This window comes from Streptomyces bikiniensis, assembly GCF_000716625.1.
GTDB lineage: Bacteria > Actinomycetota > Actinomycetes > Streptomycetales > Streptomycetaceae > Streptomyces > Streptomyces bikiniensis.
On sequence record NZ_JNXJ01000054.1, the window covers coordinates 18,483 to 40,313 of the forward strand.

At 71.8% G+C, this 21,831-nt stretch carries 23 protein-coding genes and 2 pseudogenes; 11 read left to right on the forward strand and 14 right to left on the reverse strand.

Annotated features, from left to right (window positions below):
• Nucleotides 1-170 precede the first annotated feature (170 nt).
• Nucleotides 171-1,130 (forward strand): threonine ammonia-lyase, encoded by a 960-nt coding sequence (locus OO47_RS29730; RefSeq protein ID WP_030221508.1) that lies wholly within the window; start codon nucleotides 171-173, stop codon nucleotides 1,128-1,130.
• Between the two features lie 158 nt (nucleotides 1,131-1,288).
• Here OO47_RS29730 and OO47_RS29735 read toward each other — a convergent pair whose 3' ends face one another.
• Entirely contained in the window at nucleotides 1,289-2,035 is a 747-nt protein-coding gene (locus OO47_RS29735) for an aminoglycoside phosphotransferase family protein (protein ID WP_030221506.1), read from the reverse strand.
• Between the two features lie 175 nt (nucleotides 2,036-2,210).
• Nucleotides 2,211-3,962: a PP2C family protein-serine/threonine phosphatase gene (locus OO47_RS29740; RefSeq protein WP_030221503.1), complete on the reverse strand. Its 1,752-nt coding sequence runs from the start codon at nucleotides 3,960-3,962 to the stop codon at nucleotides 2,211-2,213.
• Between the two features lie 253 nt (nucleotides 3,963-4,215).
• On the opposite strand from OO47_RS29740, the gene OO47_RS34240 reads away from it, so the two are divergent.
• Entirely contained in the window at nucleotides 4,216-4,668 is a 453-nt protein-coding gene (locus OO47_RS34240; RefSeq protein WP_051716342.1) for a MarR family transcriptional regulator, read from the forward strand.
• A gap of 201 nt (nucleotides 4,669-4,869) precedes the next feature.
• On the opposite strand, the gene OO47_RS33675 is transcribed toward OO47_RS34240, so the two are convergent.
• Nucleotides 4,870-5,376, reverse strand: coding sequence for a MarR family winged helix-turn-helix transcriptional regulator (locus OO47_RS33675; protein WP_051716341.1), 507 nt, complete (start codon nucleotides 5,374-5,376; stop codon nucleotides 4,870-4,872).
• A 52-nt stretch (nucleotides 5,377-5,428) separates the two neighbouring features.
• Between OO47_RS33675 and OO47_RS29755 the strand changes: the two genes are divergently transcribed.
• Nucleotides 5,429-6,601: a PP2C family protein-serine/threonine phosphatase gene (locus tag OO47_RS29755; RefSeq protein ID WP_030221495.1), complete on the forward strand. Its 1,173-nt coding sequence runs from the start codon at nucleotides 5,429-5,431 to the stop codon at nucleotides 6,599-6,601.
• Between the two features lie 428 nt (nucleotides 6,602-7,029).
• Here the strand turns inward: OO47_RS29755 and OO47_RS29760 are convergent, their stop codons facing one another.
• The 3 genes from OO47_RS29760 to OO47_RS29770 all read right to left on the reverse strand — a co-directional run bounded on the left by OO47_RS29760 (nucleotide 7,030) and on the right by OO47_RS29770 (nucleotide 8,699).
• Nucleotides 7,030-7,404 carry a hypothetical protein gene (locus tag OO47_RS29760; protein ID WP_030221493.1) on the reverse strand — a complete coding sequence of 125 codons (375 nt, stop codon included), beginning with the start codon at nucleotides 7,402-7,404 and terminating at the stop codon, nucleotides 7,030-7,032.
• Complete coding sequence (locus tag OO47_RS29765; protein ID WP_030221492.1) at nucleotides 7,404-7,643, reverse strand: hypothetical protein; 240 nt, start codon at nucleotides 7,641-7,643, stop codon at nucleotides 7,404-7,406. The genes OO47_RS29760 and OO47_RS29765 overlap by 1 nt, the downstream gene beginning before the upstream one ends.
• A gap of 570 nt (nucleotides 7,644-8,213) precedes the next feature.
• Nucleotides 8,214-8,699: an NUDIX domain-containing protein gene (locus tag OO47_RS29770; RefSeq protein WP_030221489.1), complete on the reverse strand. Its 486-nt coding sequence runs from the start codon at nucleotides 8,697-8,699 to the stop codon at nucleotides 8,214-8,216.
• A gap of 944 nt (nucleotides 8,700-9,643) precedes the next feature.
• On the opposite strand from OO47_RS29770, the gene OO47_RS29775 reads away from it, so the two are divergent.
• The 3 genes and pseudogenes from OO47_RS29775 to OO47_RS38850 form a co-directional block, all read left to right on the forward strand.
• A complete protein-coding gene (locus OO47_RS29775) occupies nucleotides 9,644-9,904 on the forward strand; it encodes a hypothetical protein (protein WP_030221486.1) in 261 nt (86 codons plus the stop codon).
• 81 nt (nucleotides 9,905-9,985) lie between these two features.
• Entirely contained in the window at nucleotides 9,986-10,180 is a 195-nt protein-coding gene (locus tag OO47_RS29780) for a hypothetical protein (RefSeq protein WP_030221483.1), read from the forward strand.
• Between the two features lie 72 nt (nucleotides 10,181-10,252).
• A pseudogene (locus tag OO47_RS38850) lies at nucleotides 10,253-10,406 on the forward strand (IS5/IS1182 family transposase); the annotation flags it as partial.
• Nucleotides 10,407-10,529: 123 nt separating this feature from the next.
• Here the strand turns inward: OO47_RS38850 and OO47_RS29785 are convergent.
• The 4 genes from OO47_RS29785 to OO47_RS29800 form a co-directional block, all read right to left on the reverse strand.
• Nucleotides 10,530-11,321, reverse strand: a complete 792-nt coding sequence (locus OO47_RS29785; RefSeq protein ID WP_158708719.1) for a sporulation protein — start codon at nucleotides 11,319-11,321, stop codon at nucleotides 10,530-10,532.
• A gap of 88 nt (nucleotides 11,322-11,409) precedes the next feature.
• Entirely contained in the window at nucleotides 11,410-12,192 is a 783-nt protein-coding gene (locus tag OO47_RS29790; RefSeq protein ID WP_030221477.1) for a sporulation protein, read from the reverse strand.
• A 763-nt stretch (nucleotides 12,193-12,955) separates the two neighbouring features.
• A complete protein-coding gene (locus OO47_RS29795; RefSeq protein WP_030221474.1) occupies nucleotides 12,956-13,156 on the reverse strand; it encodes a cold-shock protein in 201 nt (66 codons plus the stop codon).
• A gap of 153 nt (nucleotides 13,157-13,309) precedes the next feature.
• On the reverse strand, nucleotides 13,310-13,591 hold the full coding sequence (locus OO47_RS29800; RefSeq protein WP_030221471.1) for an HU family DNA-binding protein: 282 nt from the start codon (nucleotides 13,589-13,591) through the stop codon (nucleotides 13,310-13,312).
• Between the two features lie 438 nt (nucleotides 13,592-14,029).
• On the opposite strand from OO47_RS29800, the gene OO47_RS37450 reads away from it, so the two are divergent.
• From OO47_RS37450 to OO47_RS33680, 3 genes and pseudogenes are all read left to right on the forward strand, one after another.
• A complete protein-coding gene (locus tag OO47_RS37450; RefSeq protein ID WP_030221470.1) occupies nucleotides 14,030-14,749 on the forward strand; it encodes a hypothetical protein in 720 nt (239 codons plus the stop codon).
• A 544-nt stretch (nucleotides 14,750-15,293) separates the two neighbouring features.
• The gene (locus OO47_RS35665) at nucleotides 15,294-15,629 is read left to right on the forward strand and encodes a hypothetical protein (protein WP_199812360.1); all 336 of its coding nucleotides are present in this window, start codon (nucleotides 15,294-15,296) and stop codon (nucleotides 15,627-15,629) included.
• Nucleotides 15,584-15,942: pseudogene (locus OO47_RS33680) on the forward strand (transposase); the annotation flags it as partial. The gene OO47_RS35665 and the pseudogene OO47_RS33680, both read left to right, overlap by 46 nt.
• Before the next feature lie 8 nt (nucleotides 15,943-15,950).
• Here the strand turns inward: OO47_RS33680 and OO47_RS29820 are convergent.
• Together OO47_RS29820 and OO47_RS29825 are read right to left on the reverse strand one after the other, a co-directional pair.
• Nucleotides 15,951-16,649, reverse strand: coding sequence for a response regulator (locus tag OO47_RS29820; protein WP_199812361.1), 699 nt, complete (start codon nucleotides 16,647-16,649; stop codon nucleotides 15,951-15,953).
• Complete coding sequence (locus OO47_RS29825; RefSeq protein WP_030221461.1) at nucleotides 16,595-17,806, reverse strand: sensor histidine kinase; 1,212 nt, start codon at nucleotides 17,804-17,806, stop codon at nucleotides 16,595-16,597. The genes OO47_RS29820 and OO47_RS29825 overlap by 55 nt, the downstream gene beginning before the upstream one ends.
• 153 nt (nucleotides 17,807-17,959) lie before the next feature.
• Here OO47_RS29825 and OO47_RS29830 point away from each other — a divergent pair, with 153 nt between their 5' ends.
• Both OO47_RS29830 and OO47_RS29835 read left to right on the forward strand, forming a co-directional pair.
• Nucleotides 17,960-18,520, forward strand: coding sequence for a VanZ family protein (locus OO47_RS29830; protein WP_030221459.1), 561 nt, complete (start codon nucleotides 17,960-17,962; stop codon nucleotides 18,518-18,520).
• 153 nt (nucleotides 18,521-18,673) lie between these two features.
• Nucleotides 18,674-18,943: a GlsB/YeaQ/YmgE family stress response membrane protein gene (locus OO47_RS29835; RefSeq protein ID WP_030221456.1), complete on the forward strand. Its 270-nt coding sequence runs from the start codon at nucleotides 18,674-18,676 to the stop codon at nucleotides 18,941-18,943.
• A 268-nt stretch (nucleotides 18,944-19,211) separates the two neighbouring features.
• Here OO47_RS29835 and OO47_RS29840 read toward each other — a convergent pair whose 3' ends face one another.
• Both OO47_RS29840 and OO47_RS29845 read right to left on the reverse strand, forming a co-directional pair.
• On the reverse strand, nucleotides 19,212-19,658 hold the full coding sequence (locus tag OO47_RS29840; protein WP_234323343.1) for a hypothetical protein: 447 nt from the start codon (nucleotides 19,656-19,658) through the stop codon (nucleotides 19,212-19,214).
• Between the two features lie 338 nt (nucleotides 19,659-19,996).
• Entirely contained in the window at nucleotides 19,997-20,896 is a 900-nt protein-coding gene (locus OO47_RS29845; protein WP_030221451.1) for a GNAT family N-acetyltransferase, read from the reverse strand.
• Nucleotides 20,897-21,831 lie beyond the last annotated feature (935 nt).

A 21,831-nucleotide genomic window follows, 5' to 3' on the forward strand; every position in this document is an offset into this window, starting at 1 on the left:
CGCACAGGGCCCGCCGGTCCGCGCACGGACGCGCGACGGGCAGCAGGCAGGGTCGCCGCTCGGTCGGTCACCGTGCGCGGGCGGGACCTCCACGTGGGCGTCGTCCTTCTACCGTGGTAGACACGGATCCCGGTCACAGCGGTCCGGATCGTACGACGGAGGCGAACGTGTTGATCACCATTGCGGACGTGGAAGCCGCGGCCGAGCAGATCGCCGGACACGTCCTACGGACTCCGACGGTGTCGAGCCCGGGGCTTTCCGCGCTCCTGGGCGTGGACGTCACCGCGAAACTGGAACTGCTGCAGCGCACCGGCTCCTTCAAGGCACGCGGTGCGACGGCGAAGCTGCTCACGCTCAGCGAGGCCGAACGGGCCGCCGGAGTCGTGGCGGTGAGCGGCGGCAACCACGGCATCGGGGTCGCCGTCATGGCCGGCGAGCTGGGTGTCGAAGCCACCGTCGTCATGCCGCGGTCCGCCCCCGGCCGTGCGGTGGACATCGCCGAGGCGTCCGGGGCGAACGTCACCCTCGTCGACACCATGGACGGTGCGTTCGCCCTCGTGGAGGAGCTCCGGACCAAGGGGCTCACCCTGGTCCACCCCTTCGACGATCCCGTCGTCATCGCGGCTCAGGGCACGGTGGGTCTGGAACTCGCGGAGGACGCCGGGGACCTCACCGACGTGCTCGTCAGCATCGGCGGTGGAGGACTGATCGCCGGGGTCGCCACCGCGCTGCACGCGCGCCGCCCCGGCGTACGGATCTGGGGCGTGGAGACCGAAGGGGCGCGAGCCATGTCGGTGGCCCTGGCCTCCGGTGGGCCGGTGCCGGTCGAACTGTCCTCGATCGTCTCGACACTGAGCGCCCCCAGCGTCTCCCGGCACACCTACGAGCACGTCTCGGCCCTGGTCACCGATGTCGTCACGGTGACCGACGCCGAGGCCGTGCAGGGCGTCCTCGACCTGGCCGACCACGCGAAGATCTGGGCCGAACCCGCCGCCGGCTGTCTGCTGCCCGCGGCGCGCCGGGTGCTGGAGCGCGTCGGCGAAGGCGTCAAGCTCGGCCTGGTGGTCTGCGGCGGCAACGCGACGACCACCGATGTGGCCGCCTGGGCCGGGCGCTTCGGGCTTCGCTGATCCCCGGTGCGGAACATCGGGGTTGCCGCCGCTGCCCCGTCATCCGCCGGCGGCGTCTGCGCACCGCGCTTCGCCGGGAGCGGAAGTGGGCGGTCGCCGGAGGGGCCGGCCCGTCCGACGCGTCGGAGCGCCTGCACGGCGGTCGTGGCCGCACGGCCTCACATCCGGGATCTCAGCACGTCGACCTCGCAGCCCGGCGCGAAGGGGTCGAAGCCGTGCTCGATCAGCCAGCGAACCGCCAGCAGGCTTCGCAACGACCACCACGCGTGGATCACGTCGAGGTCGACGTCGGTGCCGTAGCCGGTGAGGACGTCGTCGAGGTGCTCCTCGTGTCCGAGCGTGAAGGCGGCCAGGTCGTACAGGGCGTCGCCCCGGCCCGCCTCGGACCAGTCGATGATGCCGGTGACCTCGTCGCCGTCGACGAAGACGTGCGCGATCTGCAGGTCGCCGTGCGTGAACGCCGGAGTCCACGGCCGGAGTGCGGCCCGGGCGACCCGGCGGTTACGGGTGACCAGGTCGGCGGGCAGGAGGCCGTTCGCCACGAGCGACTCGCACTCGTCGTCGAGTTCCGCCGCCAGCGCGACGGTGCTCCGGCCGGCCCGGCCGGAGCGGGGCGGCAGCGGTGCGTCGTGCAGCGTGCGGATGGCGGCGCCCGCCGCGGCCCAGGCCGCCGGCGACCCTGTCGACGGCCCGCCGAGGCGCCCGAGGGTCGTCCCCGGGAGCGCGGCGATCGCGAGCACGTGCGGCTTGCGCCACAGGACCTCCGGAGTCGGGACCGGTGCCAGGAACATCGCCTCGACCTCGGCGTCGAGGCGCGCCTGATCGGCGTCCACCTTCAGGAACACGCCACCGACGCGCAGGGTCGCGCGCTCGGAATGGGCAACCACGACTTCGACGTCGTCCATGGGCGACCAGCATTCCAGAGGTGATCGTCGACGTCACCGGATCCGTCACGTGCGGCGACGCAGCCGTGGGATGAGGATCCTACGGGAGGGGCCGCCCGTGTCCTGCGGATGGACTGCCGCAACGCCCGGTCCACCGCCGAGCCGGACGAGGGTTCACGGGACGCGTGGTCCGGTGTCAGCGCACGCGCACGCCGAGGAGGGCGAAGTCGTCGGCGGGGGCTCGGGGACCGTACGCGGCGATCTCCTCGGCCAAGAGGCGCACGGTCGCTTCGGCCGAGGCCCCGGGGGTGCGCGCGAGAACCGCGTGCACGCCCGCCTCGCCGAGCATGACGTCGTTCGAACGGTGCTCGGTGACGCCGTCGGTGTAGAAGAGCAGCAGATCGCCGGGTTCCAGCTCGTGGTGGACGGTGAGCAGACGGGGCTCGTTCACCACTCCGAGGAGGGTTCCCGGGCGGCCGACGGGGACGACGGTCCCGTCGCTCCGGCGCAGCAGCGGGTGCGGGTGGCCTCCCAGGGCCAGGGTGAGGCGCATCCCGGAACCGTGCGGGCGCAGGGTCGCGCAGGCCGTGGTGCAGAAGCGGCGAGTGGACGGCGGCTCGTCGAGGAGGGCGGTGTTGACGGCGTGCAGGAGGGCGGCGGGCTCGGTGGTGCTCCGTCCCGTCGCACGGACGGTGTGGCGGACGAGACCCGTGAGCGCAGCGGCCTGTGGGCCCTTGCCCGCGACATCGCCGACGGTGACGGTCCAGCTCCGGGGTCCGCTGGGGAACACGTCGTAGAAGTCCCCGCCCATCAGGGTGCCCTTCTGGCCGGGATGGTGGAGGGCGGACAGTTCGAGGCCCGGCACGTCGGGCAGGGCGCGGGGCAGCAGGCTCTCCTGGAGCCTGCGTGCCACCTCCGCCTGCTCCGTGTGGTGCCGGGCGTTCTCGATCGCCGGGGTGGCACGGCAGGAGAGCTCCCGGGCGAGACGGACGTCCTCCTCGGTGAAGGGGGAACGCCCGGGGGCGGACCTCACCAGGACCACGGCTCCGACCACGGTGCCCGACCGGGCCACGGGGACGGTGAGCCACGGGTCCGCGGGGGAGGGACGGCGCTGGGTGCGGCGGCCCTCACCGGGACGCGGGGAGGGGACCAGAGCGCGGGTGACGTCCGTGCCCCGTTCGTGGCGTCCGGTGCGGATGACGGCGCCGACCCCGCCCTGTGCGTCCGGGTGCGGGAGGAACGCCTCGGTCAGGTCGCGCAGCTCCCGCCGCCGGCACGGGTCGCGATGGGCCAGGGCGGCCAGTACCGGATGGCCGGTGTCGTCGGTGAGGTAGAGGAGGCAGCCGTCGGCAAGGCTCGGTACGACGGAGCCCGTGACGGCGTCGAAGGTGGCCTCACGGTCGAGCGAGGCCCCCAGCAGGGCACCCGCGTCCGCCAGGATGCGCAGCCGCTCCCGGACGTTCCCGTCGTCGCTCCCACCTTCGCCGTCGGGCCGTGGCCTCGTACGTTCCGGGGCCTGTGCGTACCGGTCGGTGCGCAGCACCAGCATCAGGCGGTCGTTCCGCAGCCGGAAGACCCGGTACTCGTGGCCCGTCGTGCGGTGGACGCCCTTCCGGACCGGGGTGAACGCGCCGTGTTCCGGCAGGCCGGTGTTCAGCACGTCCAGGCAGGTCGCGAAGACCCCGTCGCCGGCCGTCCGCGTCCGGGACCACAGGGTGCCGCACGGACCTCCGGCGGGCGCCGCGCCGGGCACGTGGCCGGTCCGAGCGGTCGCGTTCGCGTACTCCAGACGCAGGTCGACGGCCCGGCCGCCGGCGTCCCGTACCGCCACCGAGATCGAGACGGCGTCCGGCAGCAACTCGAACGCCTCGGCCAGGAGCGTGTCGACGGGCCTGTCCTCAGGGGCGTCCGCGTGACCGTCTTCGGCTCCGGGCGCTGCCGTCGTCACGCTTTCGCCCCCCTTTTCCCGCCGGTGGACCACCAGGCAATAGTTGTCGTGCGGCAAGTATTTCATGGACGGGACGGAGCGAGGCGGGAAGTCGGGATGTTCATCCGCTCCCCCGGGTCCCCCTCGACGTGACCGGCGCCGACGGCACGGGGCCGTGACGAATGCCGGGATCGGTCAGGATGCCCGCCGGCAGGCATGGAGGGTGCCGTACGGGGCAGGCGGAGGGGAACCGCCCTCGATCCCGCACCCTCCTATGAACGACGACCCGGACCAGACCTCCGGCCCCTCGGCCGACGCGGAGGCGACCGCCGCGATGCTGGAATGGTGGGAGGACCTCGAACTACGGCGGGAACCCACAGGCCTCGCCCACCGGATCCTGGTCCTGCTGGAGCACTTCGGCCGATTGTCACCGGGGGGGCTGGCACGGCTCCTCCACATACCGACCACCTCGTTGAGCCGCATGACCGCCCAGCTCGCGCGAGCCGGACTGGTGACCAGCGCTCCGGCGCCGGGCGACGGGCGGGGCAGGATCGTCACCGCCACGCCTGCCGGCCTGCAGCTGCTCGCCGAGTTGCGAGCCGAGCGGCTGGCCGAGCCGTCCCCCCTCCTGCCGGAGCACGCCGAGAACGAGGCCGTACGGGCCGGACTCGCCGGCCTGCTCGCCGCTCTGCACAAGTCACTGCGCGACCACGACGGGGACCGCTGACCTCCAGGGGCCCGGCTCCGCCCCGCAGCGGCCTCTCACCGCGTACCCGCCTGCCCGTCACCGGTCACAGGGCCGCAATACTTGTCATTTGACAAGTATCTGTGCGAGGAACGAATCTGTCGCATCATCACGAGGCATACAGACGGCCTCCACATCTCCTCGAAGGGAGGAACCGTGCATCGATCGGCACAGCCGTCGACTTCAGGCCGACTCCGTGACGCCGGCGCCCGTCTCCTCACCGGGGGACCCGGCACCGGCGGCGGTGCGGATCCCGGACAGTCCCCGCACCAGCAGGGCCTGCTCGGTCGGGGTCATCTTCCCCAACAACCCACGCAGGACCTCCTCACGACGGGAGCGGAACGCCCTGAGGTAGCCCGCGCCCCTGCGTGACAGACGCAGCTCCAGCTCGCGGCGATCACAGGGGTTGTGGCCACGATCGATGAATCCCACCGCCTGAAGGCGGTCGCACATACGGCTGACCGACGACGGCATGGAGTCCAGTTTCTCGGCCAGGGTGCGCAGATTCACCACCCCCTCGCGTTCCAGTACGTACAGCACGCGCACCTGGGAAGAGGACAGCGGAGCCGTCGACACCGTCTCCCCCTGGGACCACAGCACTTCGAGCAGTTCCAGGACCTCGAGCGCCACGCCGGCGGCCGAGTCCTCCGCACCGTCGCGCCGCGATGCCTCCTCCGGTCGCCAGGACATGAGAGAACCCCCCTTTTTCGCACCCGTTCCGAGATCAGGCGGTAACCGGACAATGGACAGATTCATCGCGGTCGAGCGCGCCCTGCGGACCGCCACGCCAGACGCCCTCCTCCCGTCCCTGGAGGAGGAACTGATCACGCAATACGGTGCCGCGGACGTCACCCTGCTCATGGCCGACTACGCGACGACCATACTGCAACCGGTCACGGCTCTCCCCTATACGAAGGAACCCGTCCCCGTCCACGGCAGCGCCCCGGGCCGGGCCTTCAACTGGCAGTCGCCCCAGGTCGAGGGCGCCGACGGGAACGACCCGGTCACCGTGCACCTGCCGGTGAGCGTGCGGGGGGACCGCATCGGAGTCCTGAGCCTGCGCCTTCCCGACTGGCAGGAAGGCTCCGACACCGCTCAGGAGCTGACGCAGATCGTCGAGGTGCTCGGACACGAGATCGTCGTCGGCGAACGCGACACCGACCTCTACCTCCAGGCCCGACGGGCCGACCGCCTCACGCTCGCCGCCGAGATGCAGTGGCAGCTCCTTCCCGGACGTTCGTGCACCCGCCCGGAGTACGACATCGGCGCACAGCTCGAACCCGCCTACGCGATCTACGGCGACAACTTCGACTGGTCGACGTCGGCCCACGACCTCACCCTGACCGTGACCAACGGAATGGGCGAGGGCATCGACGCGGCCCTGCTGACCAACCTCGCGGTCAACGCCCTCCGCAACGCCCGGCGGGCAGGTCTCTCCCTGGCCGACCAGGCCTACCTGGCCGACCAGGCGCTCTACGGCCAGTACCGGGGGACCCAATACCTGGCGGCCCTGCTGTTGCGGTTCGACCTGACTACCGGGGCGACGGAGATCGTGGACGCCGGATCGCCGAAGATGTGGCTCGTACGGCGCGGCAAGGTCAGACAGATCGAGCTGAGCGCGCAGCTGCCCCTCGGCATGTTCGAGGACACCGTCTACATGGCCGAGCACTTCCGAACCGAGCCGGGCGACCGCCTCGTCTTCGTCAGCGACGGCGTCTACGACGTCACCTCCCCGTCGGGAGAGCGGTACAGCGAACGGGCCCTGGCCCGGGCCCTGACCAGCACCCGGCTCCTGCCCGCCTCCCAGGTCCCCCGCGCCGTCCTCCAGGAACTCGCCGGTCACCGCGGCGTGATCGACGCCGACGACGACGCCATGGTCGTCTGCCTCGACTGGCGCGGACGGCCGTCGGGCTGAGGGCCGTGGGACGGCGGGGCCCGAAGACACCGAGTACGGTCCCGTCCCGGCGGCCCTGGGCCTGCGCGAGTACGCGGCGGACGGCCCCCGGACCGTCCGCGGCGGGCATCCGGATGTCCATCGGCACGATGCCGGGTCGCAGTTCCCGCACGATGGCCACGGCTTCGGCTCCGTCGCCGTGTTCGAGGGCATGGGTCAGGAGCCGGGAGGCGGGGTGGGGCAGATCGGTCGAGGACGGGTGGACAAGCGTGCGAAGCTCCCGGCGGACACGGGTGATCCCCGTCGAGAACCCGTCCACCAGGAGCTTCGTCGCTTCGCGGGCACGTCCGGCTCGCTCATGGCACGACCTGCCCACAGCGCCGGCGAAAGCCGGGCGGCCGCAACGGACGGCGGCGCACGACAGCGGGCCGCTTCCGGATCCCTGTCGGTCAGATGCGCCAGGTGCGCACGAGGTCGGCGGCCCGGTAGACGTCGGCCTTGCCGGCCTGGATGTCGCGCACGAGGTCGACCATGGCGCCGTACGGGGGGTCGATGCCTTCGCCGGAGGCGTGCATGTAGGCGGCGGTGACCTGACAGGCGTACAGGCTGTTGCGGTGCGGCAGCGGCTGCAGTCGGACCAGGGTGTGCAGGAGGGCGGCAGCGCGCCAGGCCGGGTCGGGCTCGGAGGTGGCGGGGCGCGGGATGCGGGTCTTGTGGCGGGCCACGGCGGCGACCAGGGCCGAGTAGTCGGCAACGCTGACGTCTTCGGGGACGGCCTGCTCCTGGACATCCAGGAGCCAGGGAACGTCGACGTGGAGGATCATCAGGCGGCGTCCGCCCCGCGTTCCCGGCCGGCGGGCGGGACCTCGTCGGGGAAGGCGTCGTCGAACTCGCTTCGGTGCGCTTCGCCCCAGGAGGCCGCATAGCGGACGAACTGGCGGCGCCGGCGCTCGCGCAGGGGCAGATCGTGGACGTACTGCTTGAGGGATTTGCCTTCGGCGGCCGCGGCCGCGCGGACCTCCTCGAGCTCCTCGTCCGTGAAGGTGACGTTCAGAGACGGCATACCCCGATGGTACCTACTTGGTACCTGAAGGGCTACGGGTCAGGGAAAGCGGTACCGCCTCAGCTGCGACCCCGTGCATCCGTGACGATGCGCCCCATCCGTGAAACCGGCACCGACCCGTGCCGACGCACAAGTCCTCACGGTCTCGCCCCACTGTCACGGGGCCGAGGGAACGCGCCGGGGCGCAGCTGCCGCCCGAACGGCGGCAACGGCTGACCGCCCCCGGCACCCGGCCCCCGTGGAGGGCGGTGGAGAGCCTGTCCGGCGGGACCGAGGAGGAGGCGTGACGACGACGACCCCGGCGGACCGGCCCGCCGGGGTCGTCCGGGCGGGCAACAGCCGCCGGGGGTGGATCCGCGTCTCGCCCGACCGCCACGAGGCCGCGTCGGAGGAGCCTCACCGGGGTCGCAACGGCGGAGGACGGCCAATCGCATGGGTGGGGGCCGCGCGCCCCGGCCACCGGTGGGTCCACCGGGTCGCTCCGCCCCCGGGCGGGAAGACCCAAGACGTGTCACGGGTGCGGGGCGGACGGGAGGCCGTCGGGTCCGGGGAGCGGTGGACCGCTCCGGCTCACTCCCGCCCGTGCTCCAGGTACGCGGTCACGCCGTCCTTCCGGGCCCGCACGCAGGCCCGTACGCGGCGTGCCGCCCTCGGCAGGAGCAGTTCCCCGGCCAGGTCTGCCTCGACGAACCTGAACTCCCGCAGTTCCTCCTTCTGAAGCCGGATCGCCGTCACCTGCTCCGGCGCGAGCCGACCGCCGTCGAAGACGAACGCCACGCTCTCGCTGCGTCCCTGTCCGGGCCCCGTCCAGTCGACGCCCAGCAGCGCCCCGGGCGGCAGATCCAGACCCAGCTCCTCCAGGACCTCGCGACGCGCCCCGGCCCTCGGTGACTCGTCCGCCTCGACCGCCCCGCCGGGGATCTCCCACGGTTCCTTGTAGACCGGGTCGACGAGCAACACCCTGCCCGCGTCGTCGAAGAACAGCACGCCCGCCGCCACCCGTTTGCGCGCCAGCTGTCGGTCGTACTCCGTCAGGGAAGCGCTCGCGTCCACCATGACCACAAGCCTATGGCGTGGACCGGCTGACCACGCCGAGGAAGGACGGAATGCGGACCACAGCAGGATCGCGGTCCGCCGAGTCCCGGCCCCTCGTCGATCGTGAACGACCGTCCCTGCCCGGAGGCGGAACCCGCGCCGAACGAGGACCGGCCCGTCCGGGACGGGTACAGCGCCACCGGGGCCGGCCGGGAACGCGACCGCTCGTCGAGGTCGAGGCCTGGCACCGGCGCGGGCCGTGAGAGGCCCCGCCTCGGCTGCGGGTGAGGAACCCCGCCTCCCGCGGTTCCTGTCGCATCACGCGTACCTCGTCCAGCAGCGCCCCACGGTCCTGCAGCTCAGGACGCCCAAAGTGCTCTCACGGCCGGACGGCGGCCGGAGCAGCCGTCCGGAACCGGTCGCGGCCCTCCGCTGTCACCTCGGACCCGACCCGTGACCGTCCCGCGCCGGTCGGCTCCAGGGCGTTCGTCGGGAACAGGACCGCCACGACGGTGGCGGCGAGATGCTCGGGGTGCTGTTCGTCCGCGCTCAGTCCGCGGCTTCACAGGATGACGGACCGTGGGCCGGGTGACGAGCCGGGGGATGGCCGAGGCCGGCCCTTCAGCCGGATGACGGTGGACGGCGCCGGACGGCGTGTGCGGATCGCCGGTGACCGGGTCTGTCCGGACGGGCCGTGGGACGGTGAGCCGGCCGGCGTGCTCCACAGGGGTGCCGGACCTGCCGTCCGGGTTCTTGTACCCCCCTCGGCTCGTTTCCGCCGCCGGCCGACGGCCGACCGGCGCCCCCGACCTCGGCGCCGGACCGGAGCGCGGCGACGGCCCGGCCTCGGCCGACGCCTCGGCCGACAGTCCCACCACTTCCGTAAGCGCGTCGAGCGAAACGTCACTCCGCGTCCTCCTGGTACGTACTCGTTTCACCCCCTGACTCGGGGGCATCCGGCCGTCATGGACACTTCAGCGAACACCGAAGAGGCGGTCGAGACACAGGGTGATGAGCACCATGTCGTCCTCAGCGCGGACACCAACGGCGACGGCAAGCCCGATGTGTGGATGACCGACACCACCGGCGACGGAAAGGCCGACCTCTACCAGTTCGACACCACCGGCGACGGGCGGATCGACGTCACCATCGTCGAACGCGCCGAACAGCCCGGTGCCGACCGCCTGGTCGTCGAAGGCGATGCCGGCCATCCCCAGCAGACCTGAATCCACCCCCTCATACCGCTCCCACGCGTGACGAGGCAGCGCTGGACACGTGAACAGCACCCTCCCGAAAGGAACCCGCACATGCTCGGCATGGCCGCCGCCGTACTGTTCTTCATCGCTTTCCTGATCAACGCAGCCGACATCGGCACCAACGATGTCTTCTCCTCCACGAACGTGATGCTTCTCGGGCTCACCGCCCTGGCCCTGCACCTCGCCGGCATCGGAGCCCACCGCACCGGCCACACCGCCGGACGCCGCCCCTGGTCCCGCTCCTGATCCCTGTGGCCGACCCGCCCACGAAGCGGGCCTCAGGGGGTGTTGCAGAGGGTTGTGACGCGGAGCCCCTTTATGCGTGGGGTGTTGAGGGATGAGCCGTTGTGGACGGAGACGTTCTCAGGGCCGGCGACGGGGCAGTTCGAGCCGCTGCTGAAGGCGGGTCCGCGAGCGGGGCGGGAACGGCTCTGGCGGTGGCCGGCCGTGGTGCCTGCCGCAGGTCGCCCGGTCTGTGAGCGGAAGACCGGTGCGCCATGGCGCAGCCACCGGCCCTCAGTGAACGTGCAGACATCATCCACACCGACACCGGACCAAGGCCTGGCCCGTCGAACACAACCACCCGCAAGGCGCTTCAGGCATCCATCAGCGCGAGCTTCTCCAGGGCGTCCCGGACGCGGGGGCCGAAGTCGACGTGCTCGGCCTCGTGGTGGGCGGCGGCGAAAGTACGGGCACGGGGCTTGCTGCCCCAGCGGTAGGTCGAGCGGTCGGCACGGCGGACGTACACCATGGCGCCGACGGCGTTCTGGTGGAGGACGACCTCCAGCTCGGCGAAACGGTCCACGCCGAGGGTGGGGTCGGTGAGGGTGAAGACCTGGTGGAGACCCTTGTGGTACTCGGTGTCGGGGACGCTGCCCCTGACCAGGTGCGAGCCTTCGACCCGGTATCCCTCACCGGCGAACGCGCCGAGCACCGCCTCGTACAGCGGCGGCGCCGTGACGTGCAGGAAGTCGAGGTCGAGCACCGGCGCCCCACTCTCCCAGTCGAACTGCGTGGTCAGCGACACGTCCACGCCCAGCGCCTGGCCGGCGAGTTCGGTGACCGGGGTCTCCCAGGGCAGCCGCCCCTTGCAGGTGACCCGCTCCTCGGCGCCCGGCTCCAGGCCGAGCCTGTGCCGGGAGCAGTCCAGCCGGTCGATCTGGTACCCCTCCTTCTCCAGTTCGCCGTCGGTGCCGTGACACCGGGCGAATACGCGGACGTTGAGGTGGTCGACGGTCAGCGGCCGGCTCCCGGCCCGGATCACCACGTCCGCCGTGACCGGCCCGCCCGGGAGGCAGGCGAACGACGTGATCTGCGTATCGATCTCCGCGGGCTCCCGGCCCTCTCCGCCGCCGTCGCCCATTCCGAACAACCTGCGCAGCCCCATGCCGTGCTCCCTCCCCCGTTGCGGATGCCGAGCAGCATATGGCGACGGCCTCACGACTTCCATCTAGGGCCTGTCCGCCGGACAGGCCCTAGCCGTCGAGCAGGGCCAGCTTCCGCAGGGCGTCGCGGACGCGGGGGCCGAAGTCGGCGTGGCCGGCCTCGTGGTGGGCGGCGGCGAAGGTACGGGCCGGCGGCTTGTCCTCCCACTCGAAGGTCGACCGGTCGGCGCGGCGGACGTACACCACGGCGCCGACGGCGTTCTGGTGGAGGACGACCTCCAACTCGGCGAAGCGGTCCGCGCCGCGGGTGGGAGCGGTGAGGAAGAGGCTCTGGTAGCGACCGGACTGGGATTCCGCGTCGGGAATGTAGCTGTCCCTCACCTGGGAACCGTCGACGCGGTAGCCCTCTTCGGCGAAGGCTCCGAGCACCGCCTCGTACAGCGGCGGCGCGGTGACGTGCAGCAGATCGGTGTCCGCGACCGGCGCCTCGCTGTCCCAGGACAGCTTCGTGACGACGGAGACGACGGCACCGACCGCCTGGCCGCCGATTTCGGTGACCGGGGTCTCCCAGGGCAACCGCCCCCGGAAGGCGAGGCGCTTCTCCGAACCGGCGGCGACGCGTTCGGCCCAACTGCTCGTGCTGAGGTCGCAGACGGACTCCTCGCTGGGCGAGCCGTCCCAGTGGAGCGCCTGCACCACGACCTCCAGGGCGAGTTCGTCGATGGCGAGCCCTCGGGCGCCGCCCCTGATCACCACCTCCGCGTCGACCGGCCGCCCGGGCATGCACACCGGCGACGTGATCCGCGTGTCGACCTCCGCGGCCCCCCGGCCGTCCTCGTCGCCGCCCCTGCCGAACAGCCTGCGCAGACCCATGCCGTGCACCCCTCCCGTTGGTTTCGGGCAGCATAGTCCCCGGTCGGGGGCATGCGCGGATGGCGTCTCCTCCACAGGGGGGCCTTCCGACGGAACCTCGTGTTCCGCGCCTGTGCACTCGCACTCGCAGCAGCCGTCGGCCCTTGAGCGCGGCCGCGGCCCGTCCGCCGACGCGGCGGATCCTGGCGTGGGTGCGGTGCCGATGCCGTCACCGCTCGAGCCGACGTCCGCGGAGCGGCACCCGAACCGGGCGACCGACACCTTGACGGGTCCGGTCCGCCCGGCGCTTCGGGTCGGCCACGGCACGTGTGACGGCCATGACTTCGACGGCTTCGCGGGCGCACCGGCACACGGCCGCGATCCCGATGCGGGGTCCGGTTGCGAGGCGGGCGTGGGTGTCATCGCATCGCAGGTGCGCCGGGACGAGCAGGGTCTGTCGTCCCGGCGCCGGGCATCACCGGCGCGGGCCGGTCTTCCGGCGGTGGGTCGTCCCCGGGGGACCGCACGGGGATCGGCGGGAGGGTCGGGCCCGGCCCCGTCCACCCGGGTCGGCTGCGATCCACCGGTCGGAACGCGGACGGACGAATGCAGGTGACGGCAGGCCGCCCGGCCCGCCCCGCGGGCAGCAGTGCGGCAAGCGGACCGCCGACCTGGTGCCGATCCGTCCGAAAACCGGGCTGCCCCACCCCGCGTCGGTGACACCGCCGTGCATGACCACCGGCGCGGGGTGGGGCGAAGAGGGGCCTCTACGGGCCCGGGAGGCTCAGCCGCGGACGATGTTCTCGGCCTGGGGGCCCTTCTGGCCCTGCGTCACGTCGAAGGTGACGGTCTCCCCCTCGACCAGCTCGCGATAGCCGTTGCCGGAGATGTTGGAGTAGTGGGCGAAGACGTCCGGACCGCCGTCCTGGGCGATGAAACCGAAGCCCTTCTCGGCGTTGAACCACTTCACGGTGCCGCTGGCCATGCTGCTGTCCTTCGATCGAGCCGGGAGTCCGGCCGGGTTGAGAAGAGTGCCTTCCCCCAGCGGGAAGGCACCCGGGACCCGTCCCGCCCGCGCGTGGTTCGGTGGACCGACAGCACGGCACGTGACCGGGACGGGTGGTGTGGGGAGCGGGTGCTACCTGCCCTTGGCGGCTTCCTTGAGCTTCGAGCCCGCGGAGACCTTCACGCTGTGGCCGGCCGGGATGTCGATCGGGTCGCCGGTCTGCGGGTTACGAGCGGTGCGAGCGGCACGGTGGGTGCGCTCGAAGGTCAGGAAGCCGGGGATGGTGACCTTCTCGTCGCCCTTGGCGACGACCTCGCCGACGGTCTCGGCGAGAGCGGCCAGCACGGCGTCGGCGTCCTTGCGGGTCACCTCGGCACGGTCGGCCAGGGCGACGATCAGCTCGCTGCGGTTCATGGGTGAAGCACTCCGTATCTGTGGGCCGTCCCGGCCGTCTACTGCGTCGGGACGTCTCCCCACTACCCTGCCACCGGCCCTTGACACACCCAACCATCAACGCCCGATATTACCCATATGAGGCATCCAAGGGGCCCGAAGGGTGCTCAGCGGCCTTGCACACGACACCCCTCCCCCTCACAGGGAGACCTTGTTCACGTCGATGCCTTCGCAACCGAGACCGCGTCGCCACATCGTACGGGCGGTGGGTTCGACGCGGTGTGCCCGACCGCCCTTCGGGTGCGGCGCGAACGGGCCCTTGGCGCAAGGCGTCCGCCCTGCCCGCCCGCTGGTCCCGTCGGTTCACCGGAGGGCGTTTTCCGGTTGTGGCGATGGAATTTGGCCAGTGGCAAGTACCATCCGGCACCAATGCCCATCGTTTAAGGAGCGTGGACTGTAGTGCCGAACGAGCTGGACAGCACCTCGATTCACACCAGGTACACAGAGCGGCTCACCGACGATCTCGAGGCCAATCGTGCCGAGCAGGCGTCCATGGCCGCCCGTCTGGAGCAGTTGCGGACGGAGGAGAAGTGGCTGATCACCATGCTGGACTCCATGCCGCCTTCCGCACCGGCCGGCAGTGTGGTGGCCGGCTCGGACGAGGCCGTACGAGAAGCGGCCGCGCTCCGGCCGCGAGGGACCCGGGAGGCGGCCCGGGGCCGGAAGGCGACGGCCGGGAAGACCCCGCCGGCGAAGAAGGCGCCGACCAAGAAGGCCCCGGCGGCGAAGAAGGCCGCGGCAAAGAGGGCGAAGGCGCCGGCCAGGAGGACAACGCCGGAGAAGGCCACCCCGAAGAAGGCCGCCGGCGGCACTTCGGGGGCGCAGCCGACGCCGACGCTCGGCGCGCTCATCGACAGCCTGCTGGCGGACAGGTTCCTCGGCGAGCCGCTGAAGGTCAGTGAGGTCCACGCGGAACTCGCCGCGGCACACGCCGAGCGTTCGACCTCGGTCCAGGTCGTCCGCAACGCCCTGGAAGGCCTGGTGAAGAAGAACAGGATCGAGAAGGACACCCGCCAAGGCGTCGCCCTCTACACCAAGCCCAGGACCGCGGACACCGCCGGTGCCGGGGCTTCCCTGCCGGCCGGTGAACCCGCCGAGGCGGTCGCGGCCGGAGCCTGAGCGGTCCGACGGCCGGGCTCGTCCGCCTCGGCGGGCGGCGGGGCGCCGAGCGCTTTGCGGGGCCCGGCCGTCACGGGCCGCCGTTCTGTGGAGGCAGCGTGCCTCCCCGCTCCGACCGGTTGCGGGTCAAGAGCGTGCGGACGGCCTGAACGGTGGCGCCGTTGCGGTGGTCCGCGGCGACATCCCGTCCGACACGGCCGCGCGATCGAGCGGTTCGGGGTCTTCGTGGCCCTGGGCGACGGGCCCGCGCGTCCCGCTCCGCCCGGTGTGGGTTCGCCGTCGTCCCCGAACCGTCCTGGCGGCACGTCGACGCCCCCACCGATGTCGTTCAGGTGGGCCGGCGCGTCTCGTGCGGGGTCGTCGGCCGTCGAGGAACCCGGCACACCGGTACGGCCCGGGAGGCCTCCGGCCGGTGCAGGGTGACCTCCACGCCATCGGTTCCGACCTCCGGATCGGGTACGGACCGGGCGCGGTCCGGCGTCCGCACCAGCTGCCCCGTTCCCTGATCGCGGCCGTCGCAGCGCAGGGATCCTCCAGACGCACCGTGACCCCGGCGCCCCGGCCGATCACCGCGCAGCCGCCCGACTGGGCAGATCGAGGAGATCTCGTCGCGGCCCGGGCCGTCGACCGGCTCGGCATCACCCGCACCGGCGAGACGACCGTGATGAACGACACCCGCGTCGTCATCGGCGTCCTGGAGCCGCCGGAACCGGTCCCGAACCCCGACCGGGTGGCGATGGCCGGGTTCCCCGCCGCCGAGCGCCACTTCGGCTTCGACGGCCGCCCGACCACGGTCTCCGAGCGTTCCACGGACGCCGCGGTGGAGGACGTACGAGCGATCCCGGCCTGCACGACAGCCAGCCCCCGATACCGCTCGTGAAGGGCATCCCCCGATCCGCTCGCGCCGTGGTCGGCGACGGCGCAAGCCCGGCAAACTCCACGCCGACAAGGGTTACGACTGAGCCCACCTGCGGCGATGGTTACGCGAGCGTGGCATCACCCACGGCATCGCCCGCAAGGGAGTCGAGTCCCCGCAGCGACTGGGCCGCCACCGCTGGACCGCGGAACGCACCATGGCCCGGCTCGCCGGCTGCCGCCGGCTCCACCGACGCCACGAACGCAAGGCCGACCACTTCCTCGCCTTCACCGGCATCGCCTGCACCCTCATCCGCCACCGCAGACCCACCGAATGAGATGACCTCTAGGCAGAGGGCCTTGCGAGTCCGGTGCGCCATGCCCAGGCCGCGATCTCGACGCGGTTGCGTGCGGTGAGCTTGGCCTGAACGTTGGTCAGGTGGGTCTTCACGGTCCCGACCGTGATGCCGAGGGCCGCGGCGATCTCGCTGTTGGTCATGCCCCGGGCCAGAAGCAGGACGACTTCCTCCTCGCGGGGGGACAGCCCGGTCGCGGGCGCAGACCCGGGGGAAGTCCGCAACCGCCGCAGGAGGCGGACGGTGATCGGAGGACTGACCATGGCGTCGCCGACCGCGGCCGCGCGGATCGCTTCGGCGAGCAGGCGGGGTCCGGAGTCCTTGAGGATGAAGCCGCAGGCGCCCGCTTCCACGGCGCGCGCCAGGTATTCCTCGTCGTCGAAGGTCGTCACCATGACGACCTGCGGACGGTGCTCGGCGTAGGGGCGGGTGAGCCGGCGCAGAGCGTCCAGGCCGTTCAGGCGTGGCATGCGGATGTCCATGAGGACCACGTCCGGGCGGTGCAGGGCGTTCATCTCCAGGGCCTGCAGTCCGTCCTGGGCCTGGGCGACGACCTCGATGTCGTCCTCGACGGAGAGGATCATGGCCATGCCGGTGCGGACGATCTGCTGGTCGTCGGCGAGGAGTACGCGGATCACGGGCGCGCCCTCCAGGTGCCGGCGGAAGGGACGCGTGCGCTGACCCGCCATAGTCCCTGGTCGTCGAGGCCGGCCCGGAAGGTGCCGCCTTCGGCCTTCACGCGTTCTTCGAGGCCGATGAGACCGTAGCCCGCGGTGTTGCGCCGTGGGGCGGGCCGGTCGTTCACGACGTCGAGTTCGGCGGTTCCGGCGTGGACGCGGAGCGCCACGGAGATCTCGCGGGAGGTCGACGCGTGTTTGCGTATGTTGGTCAGTGACTCCATGACGACGCGGTGGAGGACCTGCGCGGCCGATGCGGACAGGCCGCCCGTCCGCCCTTCCTGGACGAAGCGGGCCCGTCCGCCGGTGGGCAGGGCGAAATCGGCCACGAGGGAGCGCATCTGCTCCAGGTCTCCCGGCCGAACGAACTCGGGCGCGGTCTCGGTGCGCAGGCCGCTCACCATGTGCCGCAGGGCTTTGAGGGCGTCGGCGGCGGTCCGCTCGATCTGCTCCAGGGCGGACGCACTCGCCTGCGGTCGGGACGCCGCGACCGCCTGGGCTCCTTGGGCCTGTACGACGATGCCCGTGACGTGGTGGGCGACGAAATCGTGCAGGTCCCGGGCGAAGGCCAGACGCTGCTCCAGTCGCACCTTCTCGGTGTGCCGTCGACGTTCGGCGGTCACCAGCCGGGCCACCAGTGCGCCGGCCAGGGCCGCGCAGACGGCGAACGTGGAGAACAGTGCCACGAGGAGGCTGTTCTCACTCGCCTCCACCGCCACGGGCCGGAGAGCGACCGCAGCGCACAGAGTGACGGCTGCCGCCGCGGCGGGCCAGGGCGAGCCGCGCAGGACGGTGACGATCAGCAGGACGACGAGCGCGCTGATCTCGAACAGGGTGTAGGCGTCCGCCCGTGCGGCGGACGAGCCCGGCTGTCCCGCTGCGACGTGCATCCAGGCGCTGCATCCGAGGGACACGGCGCCCGCTGCGCAGCCCGCCGTCGCCAGCGCCCACGGCCCGACGCGCGAGCGGCGCAGCAGCCAGGCCGGCAGCAGCAGGAACACGCCCGTGGCCGACAGGCGGGCCTGGTTCGCGAGGGGGGAGCCGTAGACGCCGCTGCGGTGGTCGACGAAGAGCGCCGTTGCCATGACCACGCTCACGAGAGTGGCACCGAGGCAGAACAGGAGGCCGCGACACCAGGAGGGGAGGCGGCCGAAGAGCGTGGCATGCATGTCCGCACCCTACAAAGCGGGACGTCCCGGGCGCCTCTGCCGAAAGTCGTAGCGGGCCTGCCGGGTTTCCGGCTTTCGGCAGATCCGGTGCGGTGCCCCGTTCGGACACGATCGCTCCCAGTCGTCCATGCAAGTCCGTCGCAGGAGCACGTCGTGAACTTCCAGACCCAGATCCCCACAGCCGCCGTCCTCGGCCCGGCGCTGGCCGCCTTCGCCGTCATCGCCGCCGTGCGGCGGCGCGGCGACGCACCCGGGTGGCGTGGGGGACCGCTGGCACTCCGGGTCCTCGCGGCCGTCTACGCGGCGGCGGTCTCCTCCCTCACGCTCTTCCCCCTGTGGATCTACGGCGGTGACTACCGCAACGCGGCGCCCTGGATCAGCCAGATCCAGCCGATCCCGCTCCTCATGGCCGACGTGACCATGATCCCCAACGTCATCATGTTCGTCCCCCTCGGCTTCCTCCTCCCCCTGCTCTCCCCCGGCCTCACACGAGGCCGCACCACCGCGCTCTGCGCCCTGGCCAGCCTCGCAATCGAGATCACCCAGCTCCTGCAGTACATCGCCCTGGGCAACGGACGTTCCGTCGACGTGAACGACCTCGTCGCCAACACTCTCGGCGGCCTCCTCGGGTACGCCGTCCTGCGCGCCGCTCGACGCACCACCGCGGCCCGCGCCGTACTCGACCGGCTGTCCGCCGCGCACGGCGGAGCGTGAGGGAACCGCTCCGCAGAGGTCGATGCCGGACGCCCCCCGGAACGGGCGGTCCGCGCGACTTGGCACGTACGAAACACGGGGGGTTTGAAAGTTGCCCAAGCGCGCATACGCCGTATTGACGCAGAACTTATATCAGCAGGCAGGAGACACATCATGGGCATCATCGCGTGGATTCTCATCGGCCTGATCGCCGGTTTCATCGCCAAGGCGATCATGCCGGGCAAGGACCCGGGTGGCGTCATCATCACCATTCTGATCGGCATCGCGGGCGGCCTGCTGGGCGGCTTCCTGGGCAAGGTCATATTCGGCGTCGATTCCATCGACGGCTTCTTCGAACTCTCCACCTGGATCGCGGCCATCGTCGGCTCCGTGATCCTTCTCGCCCTCTACCGCCTCGTCACCGGCAACCGACGACACGCCTGAGGCGGTCCCCCGGAACCGCACCGGCGGTGAAACGGCTCCTTCCCTTCTTCCAAGGGACGGAGCCGTTCGCCGTGCCCGGAGGCCCTCCCCGGGACACGGAGACGGCCCGGACGCCCAGGAGGCGGGCGGCGCGGTGGGGCGAAGGTCGGTGGTCGTCATCGACGAGGCACGTGATTCGCCGTACGTGCTCGTACGGCGGCCTTCCGTCACGAGAACCGCTGCCGCCTCCTTTCACGACAAGTGCTGCCCGCCTGCTGGACGCCGGTGATCATTCCACTGTCAACAGGAAGACCGCGGAGCCCAGGATGAGGAAGAGCGAGCACAGGGTGAGCGCGATGAGGAGCGTGACGCCGATACGCGCGCTCAGCACGCCCCAGAACTCCGCTCGCCGACCGTCCGGAGTGTCGGTGCGCCAGTCCGACGGGATGTCGACGGTTCCCTCGGCGATGGCCGGCGCGGCCCTGCGCACGTCACCCGGGTGGAAGTAGTGGAAGGTCGGTTCCGCCCCCCACGTGCCCCGGCTTTCCCCACCGACCCTGCGGACGCGCACGTCCGCACGACAGGCGACGCCCGGCAGCCAGTCCTTGCGTATCGGCCACAGCTTCGCGACCTCGTCACTGTTGAGCCAGGGCTCTTCCTCGTGCGCTGACTCCGGTGTTCCCGGATCCGGTGTGTGCGGCACGTCTCCCCCTCGATGCGGCAGCTTCCAGTACACCTCCACTGCCCCGCACGCCGATAGGGTGCCCGCGGTACGGAACGGGTCCGACCGGTTCTTCCGGACCCTCGGGCACCCGCGTGACGCCGGTGCCGCCGGCGAGGGGTCCGGACCTGCCTTCGGGCCGGGCCCCTCGATCAGTGCGGCCCACTCCTCGCGGCCCCGGCCATGATCGGCCGGACAGGTCCTAGTGTCCCGAGTCGGAGATTCTTGGGTAGTTCTCCCAGCCTCCGGACCCTGGACCGATGGTTCCAAGTGGAGCCCCAACCTGGTTGGAAGCGGGCGCGACCACTGTCGGTCGAAGCAGAGATCTACCGAAGAACTTCCGACTCAGGACACTAGGCCGCTCGGCCCGCCGGGTGGAAGTTGACGCGTTCACGGATGACGGGGAAGCCCGCCTTGGCGAAGTTCGCGGCCATGGGGAAGTTTCCGCGGTCCGTGGCTCCGCCGATGAACTCCGCGCCCTGCTCGGCGAGGAAGTGGGTGCACTCCGCGAGGAGGTCGTAGGCGTAGCCGCGACCGCGCTGTTCCGGGACGACTCCGATGAAGCCGACGGTCGGACCGGAGGGGTTGTGGGCCGGGATGTGGATGCCGGCCAGGTCGTCCTCCGGCGTGCGCGCGACCTGCCACCACTCCCGCGGGGAGGGGCACCACCGGAAGAAGTCGAGTTCCTCCTGGGCGGCCCGGTCGAGGCCGCCCTCCTCGATGGCCCTGAGCGCGTGGGCGTCCAGGGTGGCGGAGTGGATGCGGCGCAGCGCGTCGAAGAACACGGCGTCATCGGATTCGGCGCTGAAGCGCAGCCGTCCGGGCCGCTCGGGCAGGCCCTGCTCCGGGGTCCAGCGGTACAGGAAGCGTTCCACCAGGAGTTCGTACCCCGCGGCCCGTGCGGCGGCGAAGCGCGTCTCGGCGGCGGCGCGCAGGTCGGTCGTCTCCCGCCAGTCGCCGGGCAGGTTGATCTCGAGTTCGACCTGCCAGGGAGCGGAGCGCAGAAGTTCCGCCCCTGCCTCCTCCTCCCCCTCGGCCACGTCGAACCAGTTGATGTTGACCGGCTCCGAGTCGCCGGGGCCGCCCCACCACGCGCCGCGTGCGACGACCTCGCCGTCGCGCAGGGCGACGCGCTTCCAGTCGGGGCGGAACCGGGTACGCCGGTGGGCTTCACGGGCGCCCAAGGGGTCGGGGAGCGCGTCGAAGAGATGAGCATCGCGCGCGGAGAGCGCGCGGATGACCAGATCGGTCATGGATTCCTCCGGGATGCGGGCTGCTTGGAGCGCTCCCGGTCAGAACTGGCGAGCCACACCGGGACAGCGGAAAAGGGAGCGCTGGAAAGTCGTGAACTGCACGGCACTCGCCTCCTTCCGTCTCAGGGCGTGGAGCCACACATTAAGCGATCTGCCGCGGGCCCGTCCACGGATTTCCTCGTGCCCCGGCCGGCGGTCGATGTGGTTGGGCGTTCCCGTGGCGGTCGGGTTCGGGCGCCGTGCCCCGCGCCAGATTTCCCCGGGACGTGTACGGCCCGGGGAAATCCGGCGGCGCTCGTCGGCCCGGCGGATCCGTCGGCCTCCGGCCGAGCCGGCCCGCGCACCGTGGAACTCGGCCGTCCGGGTTCAGCGGTGGGAGCCGGACACAGGTGGCCAGGGCGTCGAACCGCATCGTGCCCCGGTGCGGGCCGGCGGCAACGAGGCCACCGGTGGTCGTCGGTGCGCGAAGGCGGGAGACCGGTCGACGGCCACGGGCCACGGAATGGATCGACGGACCGTCGGCGTCGGCGTGCGCCGGTTCGCTCCACGGCCGGGCCACCTCGTTCGCGTCCCGTCCGGGGCGGACCCCCACTCGGCAAGCCGCGGACGGGGGCCGGCATCTGCGCCTCCGGGAGGGCGGTGACCTCGGTCCCGGCTTCGCCCCTCGTCCACCGGCACCGGCCCGAGTTCGACGAGGGTGGAGAACGAAGCGGACGGCTGCACGCCCTCCCGAGGACCTCCATGTGTCGAAGCAGATTTCGGGGGTAAGCGCTTTTCGGCCGTTTGGGATCTGGAAGTCGTCGAGAACGGGGATGCCGTGGAGCGGATCGTGGATTGTGCAGACCGGCGAGCGGGCCGGGAGGCGGCCCTTTCGGTGTCCGGGGTCTTCCAGGGCAGCCTGGACATCGCAGCCGCCCGCGACCTCGCCCACCGCT